The sequence below is a fragment of the Bradyrhizobium sp. Kon10 genome, assembly GCF_055807395.1.
Map to the genome: position 1 here is coordinate 1 of NZ_JBVVOZ010000031.1, position 19,430 is coordinate 19,430.

Annotated in this window: 16 protein-coding genes; 4 read left to right on the plus strand and 12 right to left on the minus strand. The window is 59.4% G+C overall.

Annotation, left to right across the window (positions count from 1 at the left end; all coding sequences use genetic code 11):
- The 3 genes from AC0L2O_RS29515 to AC0L2O_RS29525 form a co-directional block, all read left to right on the plus strand.
- Window positions 1-651, plus strand: a 651-nt coding sequence (locus AC0L2O_RS29515) for an IS3 family transposase (RefSeq protein ID WP_473372213.1), incomplete at its 5' end; no start/stop codon positions are given.
- 10 nt (window positions 652-661) lie between these two features.
- On the plus strand, window positions 662-898 hold the full coding sequence (locus AC0L2O_RS29520; RefSeq protein WP_473372214.1) for a serine hydrolase: 237 nt from the start codon (window positions 662-664) through the stop codon (window positions 896-898).
- A 12-nt stretch (window positions 899-910) separates the two neighbouring features.
- Entirely contained in the window at window positions 911-1,687 is a 777-nt protein-coding gene (locus AC0L2O_RS29525) for an SDR family NAD(P)-dependent oxidoreductase (protein ID WP_473372215.1), read from the plus strand.
- A 580-nt stretch (window positions 1,688-2,267) separates the two neighbouring features.
- Here AC0L2O_RS29525 and AC0L2O_RS29530 read toward each other — a convergent pair.
- The 3 genes from AC0L2O_RS29530 to AC0L2O_RS29540 all read right to left on the minus strand — a co-directional run bounded on the left by AC0L2O_RS29530 (window position 2,268) and on the right by AC0L2O_RS29540 (window position 6,132).
- The gene (locus AC0L2O_RS29530) at window positions 2,268-3,179 is read right to left on the minus strand and encodes an ArgE/DapE family deacylase (RefSeq protein WP_473372216.1); all 912 of its coding nucleotides are present in this window, start codon (window positions 3,177-3,179) and stop codon (window positions 2,268-2,270) included.
- A gap of 145 nt (window positions 3,180-3,324) precedes the next feature.
- Window positions 3,325-4,497: a cytochrome P450 gene (locus tag AC0L2O_RS29535; RefSeq protein ID WP_473372217.1), complete on the minus strand. Its 1,173-nt coding sequence runs from the start codon at window positions 4,495-4,497 to the stop codon at window positions 3,325-3,327.
- A 162-nt stretch (window positions 4,498-4,659) separates the two neighbouring features.
- The gene (locus AC0L2O_RS29540; protein ID WP_473372218.1) at window positions 4,660-6,132 is read right to left on the minus strand and encodes a carotenoid oxygenase family protein; all 1,473 of its coding nucleotides are present in this window, start codon (window positions 6,130-6,132) and stop codon (window positions 4,660-4,662) included.
- Window positions 6,133-6,449: 317 nt separating this feature from the next.
- On the opposite strand from AC0L2O_RS29540, the gene AC0L2O_RS29545 reads away from it, so the two are divergent.
- Window positions 6,450-7,418: a LysR family transcriptional regulator gene (locus AC0L2O_RS29545; protein WP_473372219.1), complete on the plus strand. Its 969-nt coding sequence runs from the start codon at window positions 6,450-6,452 to the stop codon at window positions 7,416-7,418.
- A 923-nt stretch (window positions 7,419-8,341) separates the two neighbouring features.
- Here the strand turns inward: AC0L2O_RS29545 and AC0L2O_RS29550 are convergent.
- The 9 genes from AC0L2O_RS29550 to AC0L2O_RS29590 form a co-directional block, all read right to left on the minus strand.
- Window positions 8,342-8,572 carry a hypothetical protein gene (locus tag AC0L2O_RS29550; RefSeq protein ID WP_473372220.1) on the minus strand — a complete coding sequence of 77 codons (231 nt, stop codon included), beginning with the start codon at window positions 8,570-8,572 and terminating at the stop codon, window positions 8,342-8,344.
- Window positions 8,563-10,884 carry a N,N-dimethylformamidase beta subunit family domain-containing protein gene (locus tag AC0L2O_RS29555; protein WP_473372221.1) on the minus strand — a complete coding sequence of 774 codons (2,322 nt, stop codon included), beginning with the start codon at window positions 10,882-10,884 and terminating at the stop codon, window positions 8,563-8,565. The genes AC0L2O_RS29550 and AC0L2O_RS29555 overlap by 10 nt, the downstream gene beginning before the upstream one ends.
- 67 nt (window positions 10,885-10,951) lie before the next feature.
- Window positions 10,952-11,311, minus strand: coding sequence for a N,N-dimethylformamidase alpha subunit family protein (locus AC0L2O_RS29560; protein ID WP_473372222.1), 360 nt, complete (start codon window positions 11,309-11,311; stop codon window positions 10,952-10,954).
- A gap of 31 nt (window positions 11,312-11,342) precedes the next feature.
- Window positions 11,343-13,670, minus strand: coding sequence for a N,N-dimethylformamidase beta subunit family domain-containing protein (locus tag AC0L2O_RS29565; protein WP_473372223.1), 2,328 nt, complete (start codon window positions 13,668-13,670; stop codon window positions 11,343-11,345).
- 28 nt (window positions 13,671-13,698) lie between these two features.
- Window positions 13,699-15,360, minus strand: a complete 1,662-nt coding sequence (locus AC0L2O_RS29570) for a branched-chain amino acid ABC transporter permease (protein WP_473372224.1) — start codon at window positions 15,358-15,360, stop codon at window positions 13,699-13,701.
- On the minus strand, window positions 15,357-16,238 hold the full coding sequence (locus AC0L2O_RS29575) for a branched-chain amino acid ABC transporter permease (RefSeq protein ID WP_473372225.1): 882 nt from the start codon (window positions 16,236-16,238) through the stop codon (window positions 15,357-15,359). Before AC0L2O_RS29575 ends, AC0L2O_RS29570 begins: the two co-directional genes overlap by 4 nt.
- Before the next feature lie 3 nt (window positions 16,239-16,241).
- Window positions 16,242-17,006, minus strand: coding sequence for an ABC transporter ATP-binding protein (locus AC0L2O_RS29580; protein WP_473372226.1), 765 nt, complete (start codon window positions 17,004-17,006; stop codon window positions 16,242-16,244).
- A gap of 1 nt (window position 17,007) precedes the next feature.
- The gene (locus AC0L2O_RS29585; protein WP_473372227.1) at window positions 17,008-17,790 is read right to left on the minus strand and encodes an ABC transporter ATP-binding protein; all 783 of its coding nucleotides are present in this window, start codon (window positions 17,788-17,790) and stop codon (window positions 17,008-17,010) included.
- Window positions 17,778-19,064 (minus strand): ABC transporter substrate-binding protein, encoded by a 1,287-nt coding sequence (locus AC0L2O_RS29590; protein WP_473372228.1) that lies wholly within the window; start codon window positions 19,062-19,064, stop codon window positions 17,778-17,780. Before AC0L2O_RS29590 ends, AC0L2O_RS29585 begins: the two co-directional genes overlap by 13 nt.
- Window positions 19,065-19,430 lie beyond the last annotated feature (366 nt).

A 19,430-nucleotide genomic window follows, 5' to 3' on the forward strand; every position in this document is an offset into this window, starting at 1 on the left:
ACAGTGTCGCGATTGATGCGGGACATGGGTTTGCAAGGGATTATCCGCGGCAAACCGGTCAAGACCACGATCAGCGACAAGGCCGCGCCATGCCCGCTGGATCACGTCAACCGCCAGTTCAAAGCGCCACGGCCGAATGTTCTCTGGCTCTCCGACTTCACCTATGTCGCGACCTGGACGGGCTTTGTCTACGTCGCCTTTGTGATCGACGCCTATGCCCGCAGGATCGTGGGCTGGCGAGCCTCGCGCACGGCGCATGCAGGCTTCGTGCTCGATGCGCTGGAGCAGGCATTGCATGATCGTCGGCCGGTCCATCGCGGCGGGCTCGTGCACCACAGCGATAGGGGCAGCCAATACGTCTCTATCAAATACACCGAGCGCCTGGCTGAAGCAGGCGTCGAGCCTTCTGTCGGCAGCGTCGGAGATTCCTACGACAATGCCCTCGCCGAAACGATCAACGGCCTTTACAAAGCAGAGGTGATCCATCGGCGTGGACCATGGCGCAGCTTCGAGGCCGTAGAGTTCGCGACCCTGGAATGGGTGGACTGGTTCAACAACCGAAGGCTCCTGGAGCCTATCGGCAACATCCCGCCGGCCGAAGCCGAGCAACGCTACTACGCCATGCTGGAACAATCTGCCATGGCGGCATAACTTAAACCAAATGGCCTCCGGCAAACCCGGGGCGGTTCATCTCGGTGTGCTGCTCAACACGGCGGAGGCGGTCTGGATGGGGCCCAATCCGAAAGCCTTTGGTCATCACGGGATCGGCGGCTCAATTGGGATGGCCGATCCCGAAGCGAAGCTCGGCATCTCCTACAGCGTCAATCGAATGCACGCACGAGGGGACAATGGACCACGCGCGCGACGTTTGATCGAAGCCGTCTATGCCTCACTTTAATGGAGCTTTGGCGTGAATCAGTCGGCAACCTCGGAAGTAGTCATGATCACTGGCGGCGGGGGCGGCATCGGCGCCGCGACCGCAGCGATCCTGCGCGAGGATGGTTGGCGCGTGGTCATAGCGGACCTTGACCTTGCTCGTGCCGAAGCGGAAGCAAGTCGTATCGGTGCAATTGCCTGCCACATCGACATCGCCAGCAAACAGTCCGTTGACGATGCTGCCGCATGGGTAGAACGCGAGGTCGGTCCTTGCGAAGCTCTCGTTGCGTGCGCTGCGCACCTCGAAAATCCGCACCGGCCGGAAGATCAGGATCTGGCGGAGTTTGACCGGATCATCGCAACCAACATCCGCGGAACATTTCTGACCGTGACAGCCTTTGGCGCAGGCATGTTGCGACGGGGCCATGGCTCTATCGTGACCATCGGGTCGATCACGGCTTTCAATTCATCGCCTCTCGTTGCCTATGGACCTTCGAAATCTGCAATTCTCGCGATGACTCGCGATTTTGCCGGCGCTTGGGGCCGAAAAGGCATCCGTGTCAATTGCGTCTGTCCGGGCCCCACGCGGACTCCAGCCGTCGAGGCCAGCTACGCCAAGGGCGAGCGCGATCCCAACGTCATGACCGCGCAGACGGCGCTAGGCCATCTCGTCGACCCCCGGGATGTCGGACATGCCGTTGCATTCTTGCTCTCGGAGAAAGCGCGCTCCATTACCGGTGCTGTCCTTCCCGTCGACGCAGGAACGCTCGTGAGCCAGCTCTGGTCCCTTTATGGTGGCATACCGGCATGAAGGCGTGCGCTTCTGCGCGAAGTTTCAGTGGTTTTGTTGCGACCAACTTCATGTTCGCGGCAAAAAGTCTCGTGAGATCTTCGGTTGTTGGCGGCTATTGGCGTGCATTCGGCTCGACCAGCGTCCCAAGAGCGCGAAATCGTAGTCTGGCGTACAGAATCGAGCAACGCGGAGAGAGTGTCAGTCAATCCCCGTTGAAAGATAAAGCGTTTCCGATCTTCCTGGACCAAAACCCACGCTCTAAGCTACGCTGGAAAATAGCATTTTGTCTCGGACAAATCTCTGTCCGCCAATAGATCTTTTCATCGACAACAATATGCGCAGTTTTCGCGACGCAGCGTGGTGCGGCGTATGAACGAGCGCGGCGGCGAGGCCACGGCTCGACTCGACACACTACTTCGCCAAGATCTCGATCCAAGCGATTAGCAATGCGGCTCGGACCGTGAATATCCGGCGACATTGCCAGACCCCGAGACCGCTGATGGTGTGTAGCCGCTTGGGACGTGCGAGCAGTCCCTCACTTCTGGCCATCGTTAACTCCTGGTCTTCGAAACGCCTTTTTCGTTTCGATCCGAGCAGGCTACTTCGCGATCGGCTCCAGCCCGCACCAATCTGCGATGAAGAGCGCCATCGTCGAAGTGATGCGCTTGAGAGAGGAGAGGCTGACCCGTTCGTCGAAGCCGTGTATGTTTTCCGAATACGGCCCGTAGCAGAGCGCGGGAATCTTGTCATACAGAGCATACACCCGAGTATCGAGGTAGCCGGCAGTCATGAAGCTCTCAAGCGACTTGCCGGTCGCAGAAAGGCGAGCATCGGCGAGAACGCTCTCGGCTTCCGACCCCGGCTCGAGCACGTAGCCTTCGGCATGAAAGCCGTTGAACGTGACCGTCGGCGGGATGTTCGACAGAAACTTGTCGGACCGCGCGAACTTCATGATCCTCTCCTGAATCTCGCGCGAAGCATCCTCGGCCTTCCAGCCGGGATAGATCGAAATGCGACAGTCGATTCGACACCAAGCAGGAACGGACGACGCCCAATCACCGCCTTCGATCTTGCCGATGTTCAGATTGATCGGATGATCCTCGTTCTCGAAGTGAGCACGCCCCTTTTTCTTCTCGTTCCATTCCGCTTCGAGCTTGCGCAGCTCGCCGATGACGCGGTACGCGGCGTCGATTGCGTTGGCTCCAGTTCCCATCTCGCGAACGTGGACGGGAAGGCCGCGGACTTCGACCTGAAACCAGACCACGCCGACATTGGCACGGACCAGCTTCTCGTCCTCCGGTTCGGGAATCAGAACGGCATCCGCCTTGTATCCACGCAGATGCGTCATGAGGGCGCCGTTGCCGGTCTGGAAGTCGCGTGGGCTCGGCCTGGTCTCCTCCCACGGATTAAAAGCGACCCGAGCAACCTCGATGCACGACGCTGTGGCGCCCTTTACGAGGCTTGGTTGTGCGACACGGTTCTGGGGCCCGTGGGCATGAGACTTCATCATAAGGTTTGCCACACTTGGAGGCCGCTTTGGATTACCTCATGCGGCCAAGAACTACTGGACCGGGCTTGGGAGGGACTACGTCCGCCGTAGCGCGGAACTAGCGGATCGCGACGTCTTGCCCAACTCCGGACTCTTTGGTGTGGCCTCAATTCGGGGTCCACCGCAATGGAAGGTTAACGAGGCCTCGAAACACCCAACCGCTAATTTGGATTTTCTTGTCTCGCGCCACCGAGATATTGGCCAAGCGATGAAGGACTGAAGGCAGCGCGACATCTGACGCCATGCATCGAGCAGCCCACGCTCCAGCGCAGAAATGGGGGCCAGTCCCGAATGACAGAGACCTGACCTTGTCTCGCTTGACGTCGTATTGATCCGCGAAGGGTATCTTCTCCTCGTCGCGATTTCCACTGGCAAGCATGAGGAGGACGCGATCGCCGGCGGCCAAGTCCACTCCCCTTAAGGTAACTGGGCCCGCAACCTGGCGCGGTATCATACTGATTGGTGACATCCATCGGACGTATTCGTCGAAAGCGTCTGACCAGGATGCAGCGCCGCTGCGTACCGCCTCAAGCTGTTCGCTGCGTTCGAGGAGAGCCCATAAGGTACCAGCGATTGCCTTACGCGGCTCGTTCTGACCGCCACTGATGGCCAATTTGATATTCACTCGGATGCGATCAATGGGCAAGGCAGCCGCGATCATCGCCCCGAGCAAGCTGTTTGGTGCCTCATTCAGAGCACGGGGGATCATTTCATCGAGCGCCGCGTCAATCGCCGACGTTGCGCCTTGACAACGCTTCTCGATAACAGGGTCGCCCTGATAATTGGAAATTCCATCCATCATTGCCTGCGACCAGGCATCCATGTCCTGATAACGCACGTTGATGAGTCCCGTTATTAGCTTCAACGACTCGGCGCAGAAAGGCAGCGCGAAATCAGTGACAAAATCGGCCTCTCCACGGGGCTGCAGGTCGTGAATAATTCGGTCGGCATTGCTCTGAAACTGCGACCTCCATACCTCCGAGACCTTCTTTGGTGAGATGGCAGGCGCAACGATGTTGCGTTCGTACGCATGCTCGGCACCATCTCGACGCATCAAATTCTCGCCCATTAACCTGTTCATCAAGCTATTGGGCAGCTGGGAACTGAAGATATCCGGCCGACGCCCGACCTCGAGTATGTCCTCCTGCTTCGTAATCATCGTCGCATTAAGTTGCGGAATGAACGCGATGGGCGCACAGGACCGCAATTCTTTGAGATCTGGATAGGGATCGACTGAGAAGCGATTCATATCCAAATCGTATCGCGGCACTGTGCCCATCTCTGTACCTCATCCGTGGTTAACGTTCGAATCCTGTCGGGTGCGCCACTCATTGAGAACTCTCTCTGCAGAGAGCCGGCGGATGACTTGGCTCGTGCGACGTGGCACGCGCTCGCAAAGGCTCCGCCGGTGCAGGTCGCCGCGCGGGCCGCACCCTTCGCCTCATGCGTCGGCGGGAGGAAGCTGATCGCCCGGCACCCACCAGCCGTGGATCTGCGGTGCCAGACGGAAGGGCAGAATCACCCGAGCAATATCGCCCTCGTCGGGCCGCTGCGCGTCGATGACGACGAGCTCCGATCGCATCTCGGCATAGTTGGAGGCGACGCCGATCAGATAACCTTCCCCTTCCGGACCGTCTGCCCGGCGAGGGATGAACTGCACCTCCTGGAGCGCGCAGGCGTCGCCCGCGAAATATGACCGGGTCTCGCCGGTGTCGAAGTCGAAGCGGGCGTAGCAGTTTGTAATCTTCCCGCGCATTTTCTCGGCCGCCGCGTGCACAGGCCGCGATGGTTCGGCATAGCCCTGGAAACCGTAGCGATGCCGGAGCGACCAGAAACGCTCGTCGATTCTCGGCAGAAGGCCGGGAAAATCGGCGAAGAGCGTCTCCTCGGCCCAGCCATCGTCCTTTGAGTTGAGGTCGAACGTCCATCGGCGCAACACGGTCCGTGCCGCATGGGGGTCCCATGGGCTCCCGTCGACGGCATGGAAATGGGGGAACGGATTGCCATTCGAGACCGGCGCATCGACGATGACCTTGTCGCCCATGGTGACGGCGTTGAGCAGATGGATGGCGCCCCGCTCGGGTCCCTTGAACCAACGGACATCCTTGCCGTCGCCATCACGCGGCAGGATCGCCACATAGGTGGGGACGGAGGAATCCCATCCCCAATGCACCTTACCCGCATCGATGCGTTGCTGGTCGGTGACGTAACCGCAGGTGTTGAAGACGATGTGCTTCTCGGTGATGGCGATGTCGTGCATCATGCTGATCACCGGTGCCTTGAACCGCACCTCGCGCGTCACCTGGCCGGTGCGATCCACGAAATAGACGAACACGTCGTCCGAGATTTCGCCGCGGGCCTCGTAACCATAGCAGATCATCTCGCCCGTATGCGGGTCGGTCTTCGGATGCGCGGTGAACGTGCGGCTGGTGTACTTGCCGTGGAAGTCCCACTGGCCCTTGGTTTCGAGCGTGACCGGATCGATGACCGTCGGCAGGGCGTCTTCCTTCAGCGCCCACAACAGGCCGCCATGATGATAGACCGAGGTGTTGGCGGTCGTGCGATCGAGCCCATGGGCCGCTGGATCGTCCGTCCGGGCATTGCGGTAATTGCCGAAGAGCTGTCGCCGCGCCTTGCGGTTCGCCAGATAGCGCTCCGTTCTCACGTAGCGCCCCCGATAGTCCACGTTGCCGCCGTGAAACCGGAACATGCTGATATAGCCATCGGCGTTGAACAGACCTGCATCGTCGCCGTGCAGGGCCGGGTAAAACCAGTCGGGGACGGCGCGATAGAAGGCGCCGTCCAGATCCGACGGGATATTGCCGATCACTTCGCAGTCGAAAATGTCAGCTTCGAAACGGGCCGGCGCCGAAAAACCGGCAACCGAAGGATCGGAGGGAAATCTAACTGCCATGGCTCATTCTCTGCCTGTCATGTTGGGCGGCGCTCCGGTCAGCGCTTTGCGCGCCCAACGACACTGTCAGGATCGATGCCGCCCCTGCCACGACCCTTCTGCGGTCGCGGTTGGTCTACAGCAGCCTCCCCCCGTGTTGCCGGATCGCTCCAAGCTTGCCCGCAGCCAAACCGATGGAGCACCGAACCGCAAATCGAATTGCAATATCCCGATATGCCCATTTCGTTATAATAGGCGGGTCAAGCGGCTGCCTGGGCACGTTGGCTGGGCTGCCAGCAGATCTCGTTACAGCACCAGAAGTTGCTCCAGGACCTATCATGCAGAGACTCAATCTCCTGAATCTCGACCTGAACCTTTTGGTGGCCCTGGATGCTCTCGTGCAGGAGGAGAGCGTCTCCCGCGCCGCGAGCCGGATCGGGGTGACGCAGCCGGCGATGAGCAGAACCTTGCGGCAGTTGCGTGAGTTGTTTGGGGACGAACTGTTACGCCGAACCTCCGACGGCATGAAGCCGACCCCCCGCGCCGTAACGCTCGCGCAAGCCATCCGGCCGAACCTGGAGAACATCGCCGCCGCTATTGGCCAGCGCCTCAGGTTTGACCCGGCGAGCGCGTCCCGTCGCTTCGTTCTCGCCCTGCCCGATCTGGCTGCGCGCCTTGCCCTCCCGCGGGTCGTCAAGCAGATCAGCGCGCAGGCGCCTGGCATCGAACTGGCAATCATCACCACGGTCAACCACGATGCCTTGCACAAACTGGAAACCGGCCAAGCCGAGTTGGCTTTGGGCGTCTTCGACCACCTGCCCAGGACGCTGCGCTCAAGCAACCGCCGCGCGTTGCGCGAAGTCTGCGTGGCGGATCCGGCCAATCCCCTGCTGCAGAATGGCGTTCTGAACCTCGAAACCTTCCTTGCATTGCCGCATGTCGCCGTCACAGTGGCGGATAATGAAAGAATGCCCATAGACACCACGCTCGAAACGCTGGGGCTGCGGCGAAGAATCGCCGTCAGCACCCCCTATTTCAGCTGCGTACCAGCGCTGGTCTGCGGTACGCGAAATATTGCCGTGGTCGTGGAAGACCTTCTGGACGTGCTTCCGGAAGGAAAGTCCCTTGCACGTTTCCCCATCCCGATTGCCGTCGAGCCGGTCATGGCGAAAATGGTCTGGCATGCCAGATCTGACGAAGACCTCGGGCATGCCTGGCTGCGCAACCTTTTCATTGCCCCGTCGCGTGACAGCGACCAGACGGCCGGCGCGGCCACGCAAGCGGGTGTACGGCGCGTGAACTCCTAGTCTCAGGTCTGTCGACACGCAACAATCCGCCCCTCCTGCATGTTGGTGAGGTTGATGCCGAAAGATACGCCAGCGAGGTAGGTGTGGTCCGGCCAAAGCGAACCTTGGGCGACTAAGCACCGCCCCAATGAGACTACCGGTAATACGTGGAAGGTAGTTCGTTAACGATCATGAGAGCAATCAAGGTTTGTCATCTCGACAGACGCCGCTGCTGAACCTGGCGAAGCAATGGGACGAAGCCGGCGGGCAGCGATGCGCTGCGGCGGCTACCCCGCACCACGAGAGACAACCGAAGCGGCGCGTTGAGCACCATCAACCGCTTTTCGCAGCCAGCGCCGGAAGCCCTGGATACGGCGGTCATGCGCGTCCTGCGGTCGCGTAACGAGATAAATGGTCTCACCGCGATGCAACCGCACGGAGAAGGGTGACACCAATTGGCGCCCGTATAATACTGGTTCTAGGCAAACCCTTCGAAGAGAAGGTGCCTTTTCATTAGGCGTCGTTTCCTCAGGCGACTTCCTCATACGGCCGGCATAAGCGCTGCGAGGCAGTACGGAACATGCCGAGCCAAATATTGGGTCCGACATCAAGCGACTTGAGCTGCCGGGCGCGTGTACTCGCTCGTCAATCCGTCCTCCGAACCCACGATCAAACCCACGATTACGCCATGACTGCGAGTAAAATCGCGGATGCGGCCGCAACCGCTTTGTCGCGCTACTCGTTGTTATTGCCATCCCTTCGGACAACGGGATACCGAGGCGAGCAGTAGAGTGGCGGAAGAACCCTCCTCCGAACTCACGGCGAAAAACTACGGCTTGCGCGAGGGATTAACGTAGAATCGCGGAGTTCTTCGGTCGCCCTGCGATAGAATCGAACAATCGGAAGCTGGGGAGAGCTGTGGCGTAGAAATGGCGGAGAGAGTGTCAGTCAACCTCCATTGAAAGATAAAGCATTTTCAATCTTCCTGGATCAAAACCCACCGTTTGAGCTACTGGCCAGAGAAGGGTTTCGCCTCCGAGAAAGGGCCGAAGCTCGAGCTCCTCCAGCATGATCGCGATTTCCAGCCGTTTCGGCGTCGGCGCGTAGTGCAGGTCGATCACCTTTTTCCCGCGCGATGCACCCACCTCGTGCCCCGCGACAGCCCCTATCGCCATTGCTTCTCCTCGCTGATCCACCACGATCCAGGAAGCGCTCCCGGCTTGACGAACGCATCGACGACATTTGCCAAGAGCCGCGAAACGTTGTTATCGAAATTATTTACCGGTAGGGCTTGCCCGAACGCGACCGATCCCGCCGCAAAGACCGCGCCATCTTTGGGCGCCGTGAAATAGGCCATGTCTGCACGGACGCGGTAATCGTAGGATCCTGACAATCCCTCGAAAGCATAGTGGATCACCTCGGGATTGACGATGTAGTTGTCGGTGTGGCCCCCGGAGGAAGCGATCAGCTTCGTATGCGGTGGTGTTCCGAGCGCGGGATCGCAACGATCAATGGCGACCCCAGCAGCGCCGCCATAGGCCAGGCCGAAGTCGCCTATGACCTCCCCATCGATTCCCTTCGTGAGCCACGATACCCTTCGATGGTAGCTGTCTGGCATACGACGATAGAACTGACTCTTGCCGTACCCCTCTGAAATAAATCCTACGCCAACCATCTTTTGGGCGGGGCGGCCTTGCGCTCGCCACGCGCCACCCTTTTGGCCATTCGTCGCCATGTAGTATTCACCCGGGCGGGCGTCCCAGGCCTTCCAGGCTGGGCCGAACTTGCGAGACTCCATCACCCATGGCTCGCCTCGCGGAAACGCGACGCTCCAATGGAAGCCATTGCCGCCGAGGTAGATATAGCGGCCACCATCGGCGACATAATCCTCGGTCGCATCCAGCATCCGTTCAGAATAATATTCGGGGTGCGTACCGCTGATCACGCATGTGTAGGGCTCGAGGGCGGCTACGCCCTCACGTTCCAGGTCCTCATCGGTCAACACCTCGTAGTCATAGCTGCAGTGCTCGAGCCAGGCGATGACGGACAAATCTGCCGGGAATTGCCAGGCCAGGTTCGTGCTGGATGATCGATATTTCGGCCGCATGTTGATGATGGGACGATGGTAGGAACTGTAGCACACGCCCTGTCCATCGACCGAGTGATCGCAAGCGGAAAGGCCCAGGTCGCCGCGCTGAGCGAGCTCGATGTCGATCGCGGACAAGACAGGCGGCATGCCGGTGACTGGCTGGGTGATCGGCGCATCGAGACTCTGACGCTCGTTGGCATAGGCCATGTAACTGGCGGTCGGAAAAAGGAAAGCAATCCGAGCGCTCGGCGCCTTCGCGCGCACGAAGAACGGAATGTATTCCTCGCCTAACCCGGTCCCGTCGCCGGCGCGCAGGCGCATCGCGTAGGCGCCGCTCCGCAAACCATCCGGCAGCTTTAGTGCCTTTGTGAGCTTCCAGTTACAGTCGATCAGCGCGTCAGAGTGGAATTCGACACCGCCGTATTCCTCGGGTGCAAGGCGAAAGCAATCGTTGCGGCCGCTCCAATTCCAACCTGTCTGCGCACGCACGGGCCGATTGTAACCCTTCGCATGAAGCTGAAACGGACCGACGTCGGTGACGACGTCGCCAATGCCTTGGTCCGTGTATCCGTGCGTGGTGTCCCAATAGGCCACCATTCCTCGGGACGGCGGCTTGTGTCCGCTCCTGATTTCATCGAGCTCATCGCGAGACAACGCCCGATCGAACAGCCCAGGCCGATCTATTTTACCGCAATACAGCTCTGAAACGAAATGACCGCGGGTCTCCTGCCAATCCCTCGCGCCGCCGATCAAGAACGGTATAGCTTCCAGATGCTTCTGCCGTGATTTGAAGTTTGCGGACGCATACGCGCGATGGTCAACCAGCGCCACCCTGCTCAACAGGCTGTTGTAGCGATTGACGACGCCTTCCTGGTACAGGGTCGCACGGCCACTCTTGGGATCGAAGCTTGCGGCAACGAAATACCACATGTTCGCTCGCAGCGGAACCTTGGCTTCGAGGCGCTCCACACCACCGCCTTCTCCAACCGACAACTCGAGGTGACCGTTCAGTGTGATACCGAGAGAAGCCCCACATCTCTTCGACTTGTCCCAGCGTGCGATCAAAGACTGACGCCATCCTGCCTGGGGCCTCGTTGGGCAAATGAACGCAAACACCGTGAAACTATCTTGCAGAGTCAGACGGCACTCGGGATCCGCCACCTCCAGGTAGGACCCCAGCTGCGTGTACTGCTTTTCGATGCGCCATGGACCATTCGCTGCACAGGAGATCTCCTCCTCCATGAATCCCGGCCCTGACGGATGCTCATCGCCGTGGATCAAGCGCACCAGTTGCGCCTCTGCCTGCCCGGTACCGTCCGCATCGACATAGAATTGGATCAGGTCGCCCGGCTTGAGCGAAATCTTGTCCGAATAGCCAAAGAGCTTAGGTTTCGTCATCGACCGACTCCAGATTTGAACGGCTCCTTTCGAAAAAGGCCGCGCACGTTGTTCGATCCCGCCGTTATCAAGACTCAAGCAAGTCTTGCAGGTAACGCAGAAACACCACGTGTAACGCGTCCGCGTGCGTTCGATATGTCATGTCGTCCAGAGCTTTCGGCGTCGCGCCTCTTTCGCCGGACAGGACAACGATCCGATAGGATTTGAACGGCACGACCGTCATGATCGCGTAGCGACCGGCCAGCGGCCGCCGATTGAAGTAGATGAGCAGCCGTTCGAGCGGCTCGCTATGCTGCCCAAGTGGAGAACGTCGGTGCTCCTCGATAATGGCCGGCGTGACCAACATCCTCAGAAAATCGCGCTGTCTACTCTCGAATCTGCGCCGGCAGAGCTCGTCCCTGTCATGTGTTTGCGCTGTGATGTCCATGGCTTTTTTCCTCAGAACAAGCAACGAGCTACTAGGCTTCGACCTTCAGCCTATGATCCTCGTCGTTCATCACGTCGGGCAAGGCGCCAGACTTAATGAAGGCGTCGACAACGTTGGCCAGAAGACGCGAAACGTTGTTTTTGAAGCCGTTTACTGGCAGGGCCTGGCCGAACGCAATCGAGCTGCAAGAGAAGACGGCTCCGTCGTTTGGGGCCGCGAAGTATGTGATATCCGCACGGACACGATGGTCGTAACTACCGGTGATGCCGGGGTGCTGGTGCAATTGCACTTGAACGTGCGCTATGTAGTTGTCGGTGTGACCGCCGGACGACGCAATCACCTTCGTGTTGGGCGGCGTCCCGAGCGTCAGGTCATAACGGTCGATCTCCACGCCGGCGGCGCCGTTGTAGGCGAGCCCGAAATCTCCAATAATTTCACCCTCGATTCCCTCTGTGATCCACGCGAGCGAAGGATCATAGCTATCGGGCATCCGCTCGAAGGGCTCGCTCCTGCCGAATCCTTCAGAAATAAATCCCACGCTCATGATTTTCTGCGGCGGTCTGCCCAGGCATTTCCAGGGACCACCCTTTTGTCCCGTCGTCGCCATGTAGTGCTCGCCGGGACGGGCTTCCCATGCCTTCCATCCATCGCCTAGCTTGCGGCATTCAAGCACCCAGGGCTCGTCTTCCCGCAAAGCGACATTGCAGTAGTACCCGTTGGCACCGAGATAGATGTAGCGGCCGCCTCCTTCAATGTAGTCTTCGGTGGCGTCCAGCATCCGCTCGGAATAGTATTCCGGATGGGTACCGCTGATGACACATTTGTACGGCTTTAGCGCAGCAACGCCCTCGCGATCCAAGTCCTCATCGGTCACGACGTCGTAGTCGTACTTTTGATGCTCGAGCCAAGCGATTACGGAGAGATCGGCCGGATAAGCCCACGTGATGTCCATGCTCGAAATGCGATACTTCGGTCGCATATTGATCACCGGCCGGCGATACGAGCTGTAGCAAACGCCCTGGCCATCCGCCCAGGAGTCGTAGCAACCGTGCCCGAACTCGGGATTCTTGTACATCTCAACGTCGATGTCGGCCAGAATGGGCGTCATCCCCGTCATGCCCTGTACGATCGGCGCATCGAAGCTGAGATGTTCGTTGGCGTATGCCAAGTAAGTCGCCGTGGGGACGACAAATGCGATGCGGCCGGTCGGGACCTTCGGTCGCACGAAGAACGGAATGTATTCCTCGCCTAACCCGGTCCCGTCGCCGGCGCGCAGGCGCATCGCGTAGGCGCCGCTCCGCAAACCATCCGGCAGCTTTAGTGCCTTTGTGAGCTTCCAGTTACAGTCGATCAGCGCGTCAGAGTGGAATTCGACACCGCCGTATTCCTCGGGTGCAAGGCGAAAGCAATCGTTGCGGCCGCTCCAATTCCAACCTGTCTGCGCACGCACGGGCCGATTGTAACCCTTCGCATGAAGCTGAAACGGACCGACGTCGGTGACGACGTCGCCAATGCCTTGGTCCGTGTATCCGTGCGTGGTGTCCCAATAGGCCACCATTCCTCGGGACGGCGGCTTGTGTCCGCTCCTGATTTCATCGAGCTCATCGCGAGACAACGCCCGATCGAACAGCCCAGGCCGATCTATTTTACCGCAATACAGTTGCGAGACGAAGTGGCCGCGTTTCTGATGCCAATCCCACGATCCCGCCATCAGGAAGGGTGTGTCCGGCAAATGTTTCGCTCGAAACCTGAACACCTCCGATACATGGGAGCTGAGGTCCAGGGGCGCGACTTTTCCGAGCACGCTGTTGTATCGATTGGCGACACCCTCCTGATAGAGAGTGGCGCGGCCCGTCTTGGCGTCGAGGCTCGCGGCCACGAAGTACCACATGTTGGCCTGGAGAGGCACCTCTGCTTCCAAATAGTCGACCTCCTTGCCGTCGCCGACCCAGAACTCCAGCAAACCGTTTTGCTTGATGCCGAGACCAAAGCCGCAATTCTTGTCGTTGTCCCACCGCCCCAGCAGGCACTGGCGGAGGCCGACCTGAGGCCAAAGCGGATGAACAAAAGCAACGAGCGTTAAGCTGCCCTCCCGAGCCAGTCGGCGGTCGGAATCACTCACCTGGAGGAATGAGCCAACCTGGGTATATTGCTTTTCCAAACTCCAATTGCCGTTCACCGAGCAATTGATTTCCTCTTCCATAAATCCAGGACCGGCCGGATGCTCGTCACCGTGGATGAGGCGGACGAGTTGGGCTTGCGCCACATCTGTCCCGTCGGCGCTCGCGTAGAACTGAACGACATCTCCCGGTTTAACCGAAATCTTGTCTGAATAGCCAAAGACTTTAACCTGTGCCATCGCGCGACTCCAAACTCCTGTGCCGGCCTTACGATTCGAGCAGATCTTGCGTGCGGCGCAGAAACACTCCGTGATAGGCCTCGGCCGGCGACCTGTAGACCTTATCCTCGACCACGCGAGGGGCGACGCCGCGATGGCCCGAGAGCGCTACGATCCGGTAGCCTTTGACAGTTTGAACCGCCGTGATCGCGTATTTGTCCGGCTGGGGTTGGCTTCTGAAGTAGATCAACAGCCGCTCCAAGGCTTCGCTGTGTTGACCCTGCGGCGCAAGTCGATGCTCCTCAATGATGTCGGGCGTAACGAGGGTCTTGAGAAACTCGCGTTGCATCTTGTCGTAGCGCCTGCGATAGACTTCATCCGGGTCGTGCGCCTCTGTCGCCTCTTCCGGCAGCATCTCGCCTCCCTTTTCCGCTCGTGTCGAGCGACGCTCGCTCTTCTTCTTGCTCCTCCAGGTCCTGAACTGCTGCTTGATGCCGAACAAGCCGTTCTGGAGATAGAGCACGACGAACAGCATGATCAGTCCGATCATGATGAGCCGCAACGGTCCGAGGGTAATTAGAACCTTGTCGAAGAACACCACGATCAGAGTGCCGACCACTGCGCCCTCCGCTCTCCCAATGCCGCCGATGACAAGCATGGCAAGCCCGAGCAAGACCGTGTCGAAATTGAATATTGAGAACGCGACGCCGCCAAAGTTGGCGGAATAGAATCCGCCAATAAAACCCAATGCGACGGAGGAGATCATGAAGGATCGTACGCGGGCCTGACGAAAATTGACCCCCGTTGCCTCGGCAAACGCCTCACGCTTCTCGGGCGCCATTCGTAATATGCGGCCCAAGCGCCGACCGTTCACGAAGCGATACAGCAGCAACGCCAGAAGCATCAGCGCGAAGCATCCGTAGTAGGCGATTTGCAGCTGTCCGGTTTGAGACCAATCCTCCGGTATGTAGGTCTGAGCACCGTACAGCCCGCCGGTCGCTGCCCCGAACTCTTTGGAGGTGACGAAGTACACCCGGCACAATTCGTTCAGGCCAAGCGTCAGCAGTGCGTAGTAAAAGCCATCGAGCCGCGTGGCGGGCAGCGCGATAATCCCGCCGAAGACCAGGCCAACCAGAGCCCCGGTTGGGGGCAGCAACCACCATGGCAAGCCGAGCTTGACCGACAGGAACGCGGTGAAGAAGGCGGCAGTCCCAACCACAGCATAGGTAGCCAGAGAGAATATCCCCGCCGTCCCGATAACGAGCATCCAGCAGAGATTGATCGCGGCATAGATGCCGAACGTCGCACCCGCGGTAAGCAAGGTATTCTGCAGTTGCTCGGGGACGATCAGCGGAACCATCGCGAGCGCGATCAAACCGAGCATCCACCAGATCGGGCGCTTGTCGACGATGGTCTTCTCGCGGCGAAGACTCTTCGCATTGTACTCACCACGGATACGAAGCATCCGCCGCCGTGTCGGCCAATAGCGCAGTCGGCTCCACGCGGACCGGCCATGACCCGGCCACTTGTAGTAGTAACGTAGCCGGCCAACTGAAAGCAGATTGGTTTTGGACGCCCGCGTCGTCTCCCAGACTTCCTGGTGACTACGGAACGCAACAGTCGGCAGTTCTTCGACTTCTCTTGCACGATCCCATACGAACCGCGGATTGCGCCAGTTGGCCTTGGTTGCCTGGCCCGTGCTCATGGTCATGCCTCCCTCGCCCTGTCGAGTATGCCCGCGATGCCTCGCGGCCGGACCAGCAGAATGGCGATGATGAGAAGAAACTGGGTGACGAGGACATAGCGTCCACCGATCGAGACGGTCGTGAGCGCTTCGTTAAGTCCGAGCACGAGGGCGGCAATAACAGCACCCTGGACACTGCCAAGCCCGCCGCACAGCGCGATACTTACGGCCTTGATCATCGGCGTCAGCCCGCCGAACGGCGAGATATAGTAGGTTTGCGAGAGCAGGACCGCAGCCAGGCCGGCCAAGCCGCCCGTCACCGCCATGACATAGAAGGAGGTCCGACGGACGCCGATCGCCACGATCGAGGCGGCATGCGGATTCATCATCATCGCGCGAATTTCCAGGCCGCGGCGACTCGAACGCATCCATCGCAGCACCGCGACCAGCATCAAGACAGACGTCAGAACATTGCCGACCTTGTCCGCGGTCAACACGATGCCAGAGAACGACAGCTTCCAAGTACCAAAGATGTCCGGAAGGCTCTTCGATCGGGGGCCAAACCACCATAGGAGCGCCTGGGTGCCGATCAGATTGATCGCAAGCGTTGCGATCAATCCGCGTAAAGTGAAGTTCGGCTTGTCGTGAATGGGAATGAAGGCAAGCGCACACACGATGACGCCGCCCAGCGCACCGGAAAGAATTCCGGCAGCGAGCACCACCGGGCCCCACACTGAAACGTGTTGAGCGACGAGCCAAGCTCCGTACCCCGCGAACGCGAAAATGAGCCCATATGAAAGGTTGAGCAGCCCCAAACTCGACCAGGTGATTGAAACCCCGATCGCGAGCGTGCCGTAGATCGCGGCGAGAACAATCGTGTTGCTGATCACGAACCAGAGATCCATATCTCAGCCCTTTCTTTGGTCATGCAGCATCAGGGAGGCCGACGCTTCGCCCTTGAGCTTGCCGACATGCATTCCGATGATGCGATCCACTCGCCCTTCGAGAAGTGCGACGTTCTGTTCCGCGATGATCATGGCGGAGGCACCAAGATCAATGTCCATTAGCGCATCGATGACGCTCTTGCCGATCTTCGGTGCTAGCCCGAGCGACGGCTCATCCACCAGGAACAGGGACGCCTCCGCCATCAGTCCCCGGCCGATCGACACCATGCGCCGCTCGCCGCCGGAGAGACGACCGACCGGGATGTTCATCAGCTTCCGTAGCGGTGGAAAGATCTGGAGGATGCGATCCTTGCGCGCAGCTCGGTCGCGCCAGGCGCGCGGGGTAAAGGCACCGGAATCGAGGTGCTCCTCCACAGTCAATCCATGAAAGATCTCGTCGCCCTGCGGAATAAGTGCCAAGCCGGCGCGAACGATCTCATGGGTGTACCGCCCGGGCCCTTGGCTGCGTGTACGACCAACCTCGACCCCGTTCAGCTTGATCGATCCGCGCTGCCAGCCGGTGAGCCCAGCGATGGCGTAAAACAAGGTCGACTTGCCGTGACCGTTGAGACCGACGATACCGATACGTTCTCCGGAGCTGACGATGAAGTCCAGGTCGTGAATGACCCGCATCGGACCATATCCGGCCGAGAGCCCCGAAACGTTCAACACTTCACGTTTGAAAGCTACCGGAGCCGGTTGTGGGAGGTTGGATTGCATGAAGTTCATGTCACGCTGCTTCGTCTACGTTTTCGAAATAGGCGGCATGGACCTTCGGGTCAGAAAGGACATCCTCCATGAGCCCTGCAGAGATGACTTCACCTGCGTCCATAACCATGACGCGATCGGCTATGGTCGCCAGCAACTCGATACGGTGCTCGACGATGATGATCGCGATGTTCATCTCCTTCGACAGGAGCCGCAGCAGAAAGTCGATCTCGTCCACTTCGGAATTGATCAAGCCGGCCGCCGGCTCGTCCATCAGAAGCAGCGAGGGACGGCGCATCAACAAGCAAGCCAGGAGCAGCTTGCGGCGATTGAGCGTTTCGAGCTGTGCCGCCGGCGTATCCTCGTCCACCTTCAGACTGACGAGTTCGGCACCGTATTCCGCATCGAACTTCGTCAGGTACGGCCGATAAGCCTGACGAGCGGCTTTGAACGTTTCGCCGACCGTCAGCTCGTCCGGAATGACCGGGGTCTGGTAGGTCCGACCAATGCCGAGCCTGGCGCGTGCATTCAGCGGCAGGGACGTTACGTCGTTTCCCCGGAATGTGACCGCTCCGGTCTTCGGCGCCAGCCGTCCGGACAGTACCTCGAAAAGGCTGGTCTTTCCGGCGCCGTTCGGGCCGATGATGCCGAGAACCTCACCTGCCGCAACACCGAGGCTGATGTTGCGGAGAATTTCTCGCCCACCGAGATCCAGATGGATCCCGCGGCCCGAGAACAGGGCTTGGGGCGGAATTCCGCTCCGCTGCTCGTCTGGCGTTGAGTGTCTCAGCATCAGATCCACCACGGCGCACGCTGCAGGCCTCCCTCGGAGACCCCGTTGGGGAAGATGAGCTTGTGATCGACGTTCTGAACTTGGAAGTAGAGCTGGGCCACTCCCTTGACCAGCTCGGAGGTCTGGATCTCGTCTCCGTGATTGTTCGGGAAGTGAACGGCTTCCTGGTACGGATTGCCCATATTCACATAGCCGCAGACACCGCGCTGCGGATTCGCCCGAATCCAATCCGAGACTTCCTTGAACTTCCGGGGATCGCCGACCGATTCCCAGGCCTTCTTCAGATAGTAGGTTTGATCGTACGATATTCCCGGATAGGCCAGCCCCATGATCCCGGGGAAACGCTTCTTGTACTTCTGGGCGAACTCGCGCCCTCTCTCGTCCGCATAAAGACCCATCGTCGTCGACCAAGCGAACCCGTTCGCCGCATTGCCCGCCAACGTCAAGAACTCGGGCTGGGATGGGCCGTACTGAAGATAGACGAGCGAGTCCGAAACGGGATCTGCAACAAACTGTTTGCAGAAAGCTGCGTACTCGGCCGCCACCCAGTGATCGACCATGATCGCTGCGGCGCCGACCTCCTTCATCTCGCGAATGACCGGAGCCCAATCCTGCACCGGGTATTGAATATCAGTGACGCGAGCGACGTCGAACTTGCCCTGTTTCTTGATCGCCTCCTGTGCAGCCCTCGAAATGGTCTGGCAGTAAGCGACCTGCTCCTGGATAATGTGCACCTTCCGGTTCTTTGGCTTCCAGACGCCACGCTTCTCTTCGTGTTCCAGCCAGAGCGGGTAAGTCCAACCGTAGTTCACCTCGGACGGGGCCGTCTGGAACACGTGGCTGTATTTCTCGGGGTTGTTTTTGACCGCTTCCGTACCAGCACGCTGTGCATTCCCGTAGAGAAGCGGGCACTTGTACTTTGCGGACGCATCGATTGCCGGGATAGGGACCAGGGTGAACGCGAACGAAATCGCATCCACTTTGGCATCTACGCAAGCAGCGATGGCCTGCTTGCTGCTCTCGGGTGAGAGAACATCGATGTCAACCGTGAATAGCTTCAACTCGCGGCCAAGAATTCCACCTGCTGCATTGATCTCTTCCGCGGCCAGGGTGGTACCCTGAACAAAATCGAGGTGGTCCGCGACCCCGGCCGCAGATGTCTGTGCGGCTGGAATTCCGAGAACGATAGGCTTGCCGCTGAAGGCGTGCACCCGCGCGATCCACGGCATCGCGATTGTTGCACCGAGACCCGCAGTGACTGTTCGCCTGGTCAATTTCGAAGTCATTTGAACTCCTCCTGCGCTTGCGTTCGGACGGCCTCGGACTCCGCCGCGGCGGAGCTCCATTTGATCGCGCTTGACAAGCCCTCGCGTTGCAAGAGACTTCGGGAGCATGTCTGCACGCACTTCGGCCAATTGGTCCGATCGTGCGTGTCAAACTTCGGTCACGTGCGGTTTTTCAGCAATACGTCAGTTGACCGATTAGACGCCAAGACGTCACGGCCTCTCTGGACGCCTCGATAATTTCGAGGATGTCGTCGGGAGCCGCTCCCTCGAATGATCGGCCCGGGCCTCGAGAGCCAGCGCCGGGGGGGGGCACCACTTGCTGCCGGTTGGCCAAAAAAGGGGCTGCAAGGCGCATAAGAACGGCGC

Bases quoted from the DNA above. Each gene is read 5' to 3' on its own strand.
- AC0L2O_RS29570 (WP_473372224.1), bottom strand. From the start codon at position 15,360: ATGACCATGAGCACGGGCCAGGCAACCAAGGCCAACTGGCGCAATCCG.
- AC0L2O_RS29540 (WP_473372218.1), bottom strand. From the start codon at position 6,132: ATGGCAGTTAGATTTCCCTCCGATCCTTCGGTTGCCGGTTTTTCGGCG.
- AC0L2O_RS29565 (WP_473372223.1), bottom strand. From the start codon at position 13,670: ATGGCACAGGTTAAAGTCTTTGGCTATTCAGACAAGATTTCGGTTAAA.
- AC0L2O_RS29555 (WP_473372221.1), bottom strand. From the start codon at position 10,884: ATGACGAAACCTAAGCTCTTTGGCTATTCGGACAAGATTTCGCTCAAG.
- AC0L2O_RS29545 (WP_473372219.1), top strand. From the start codon at position 6,450: ATGCAGAGACTCAATCTCCTGAATCTCGACCTGAACCTTTTGGTGGCC.
- AC0L2O_RS29550 (WP_473372220.1), bottom strand. From the start codon at position 8,572: ATGGCGATAGGGGCTGTCGCGGGGCACGAGGTGGGTGCATCGCGCGGG.
- AC0L2O_RS29575 (WP_473372225.1), bottom strand. From the start codon at position 16,238: ATGGATCTCTGGTTCGTGATCAGCAACACGATTGTTCTCGCCGCGATC.
- AC0L2O_RS29580 (WP_473372226.1), bottom strand. From the start codon at position 17,006: ATGAACTTCATGCAATCCAACCTCCCACAACCGGCTCCGGTAGCTTTC.
- AC0L2O_RS29560 (WP_473372222.1), bottom strand. From the start codon at position 11,311: ATGGACATCACAGCGCAAACACATGACAGGGACGAGCTCTGCCGGCGC.
- AC0L2O_RS29590 (WP_473372228.1), bottom strand. From the start codon at position 19,064: ATGACTTCGAAATTGACCAGGCGAACAGTCACTGCGGGTCTCGGTGCA.
- AC0L2O_RS29520 (WP_473372214.1), top strand. From the start codon at position 662: ATGGCCTCCGGCAAACCCGGGGCGGTTCATCTCGGTGTGCTGCTCAAC.
- AC0L2O_RS29530 (WP_473372216.1), bottom strand. From the start codon at position 3,179: ATGATGAAGTCTCATGCCCACGGGCCCCAGAACCGTGTCGCACAACCA.
- AC0L2O_RS29535 (WP_473372217.1), bottom strand. From the start codon at position 4,497: ATGGGCACAGTGCCGCGATACGATTTGGATATGAATCGCTTCTCAGTC.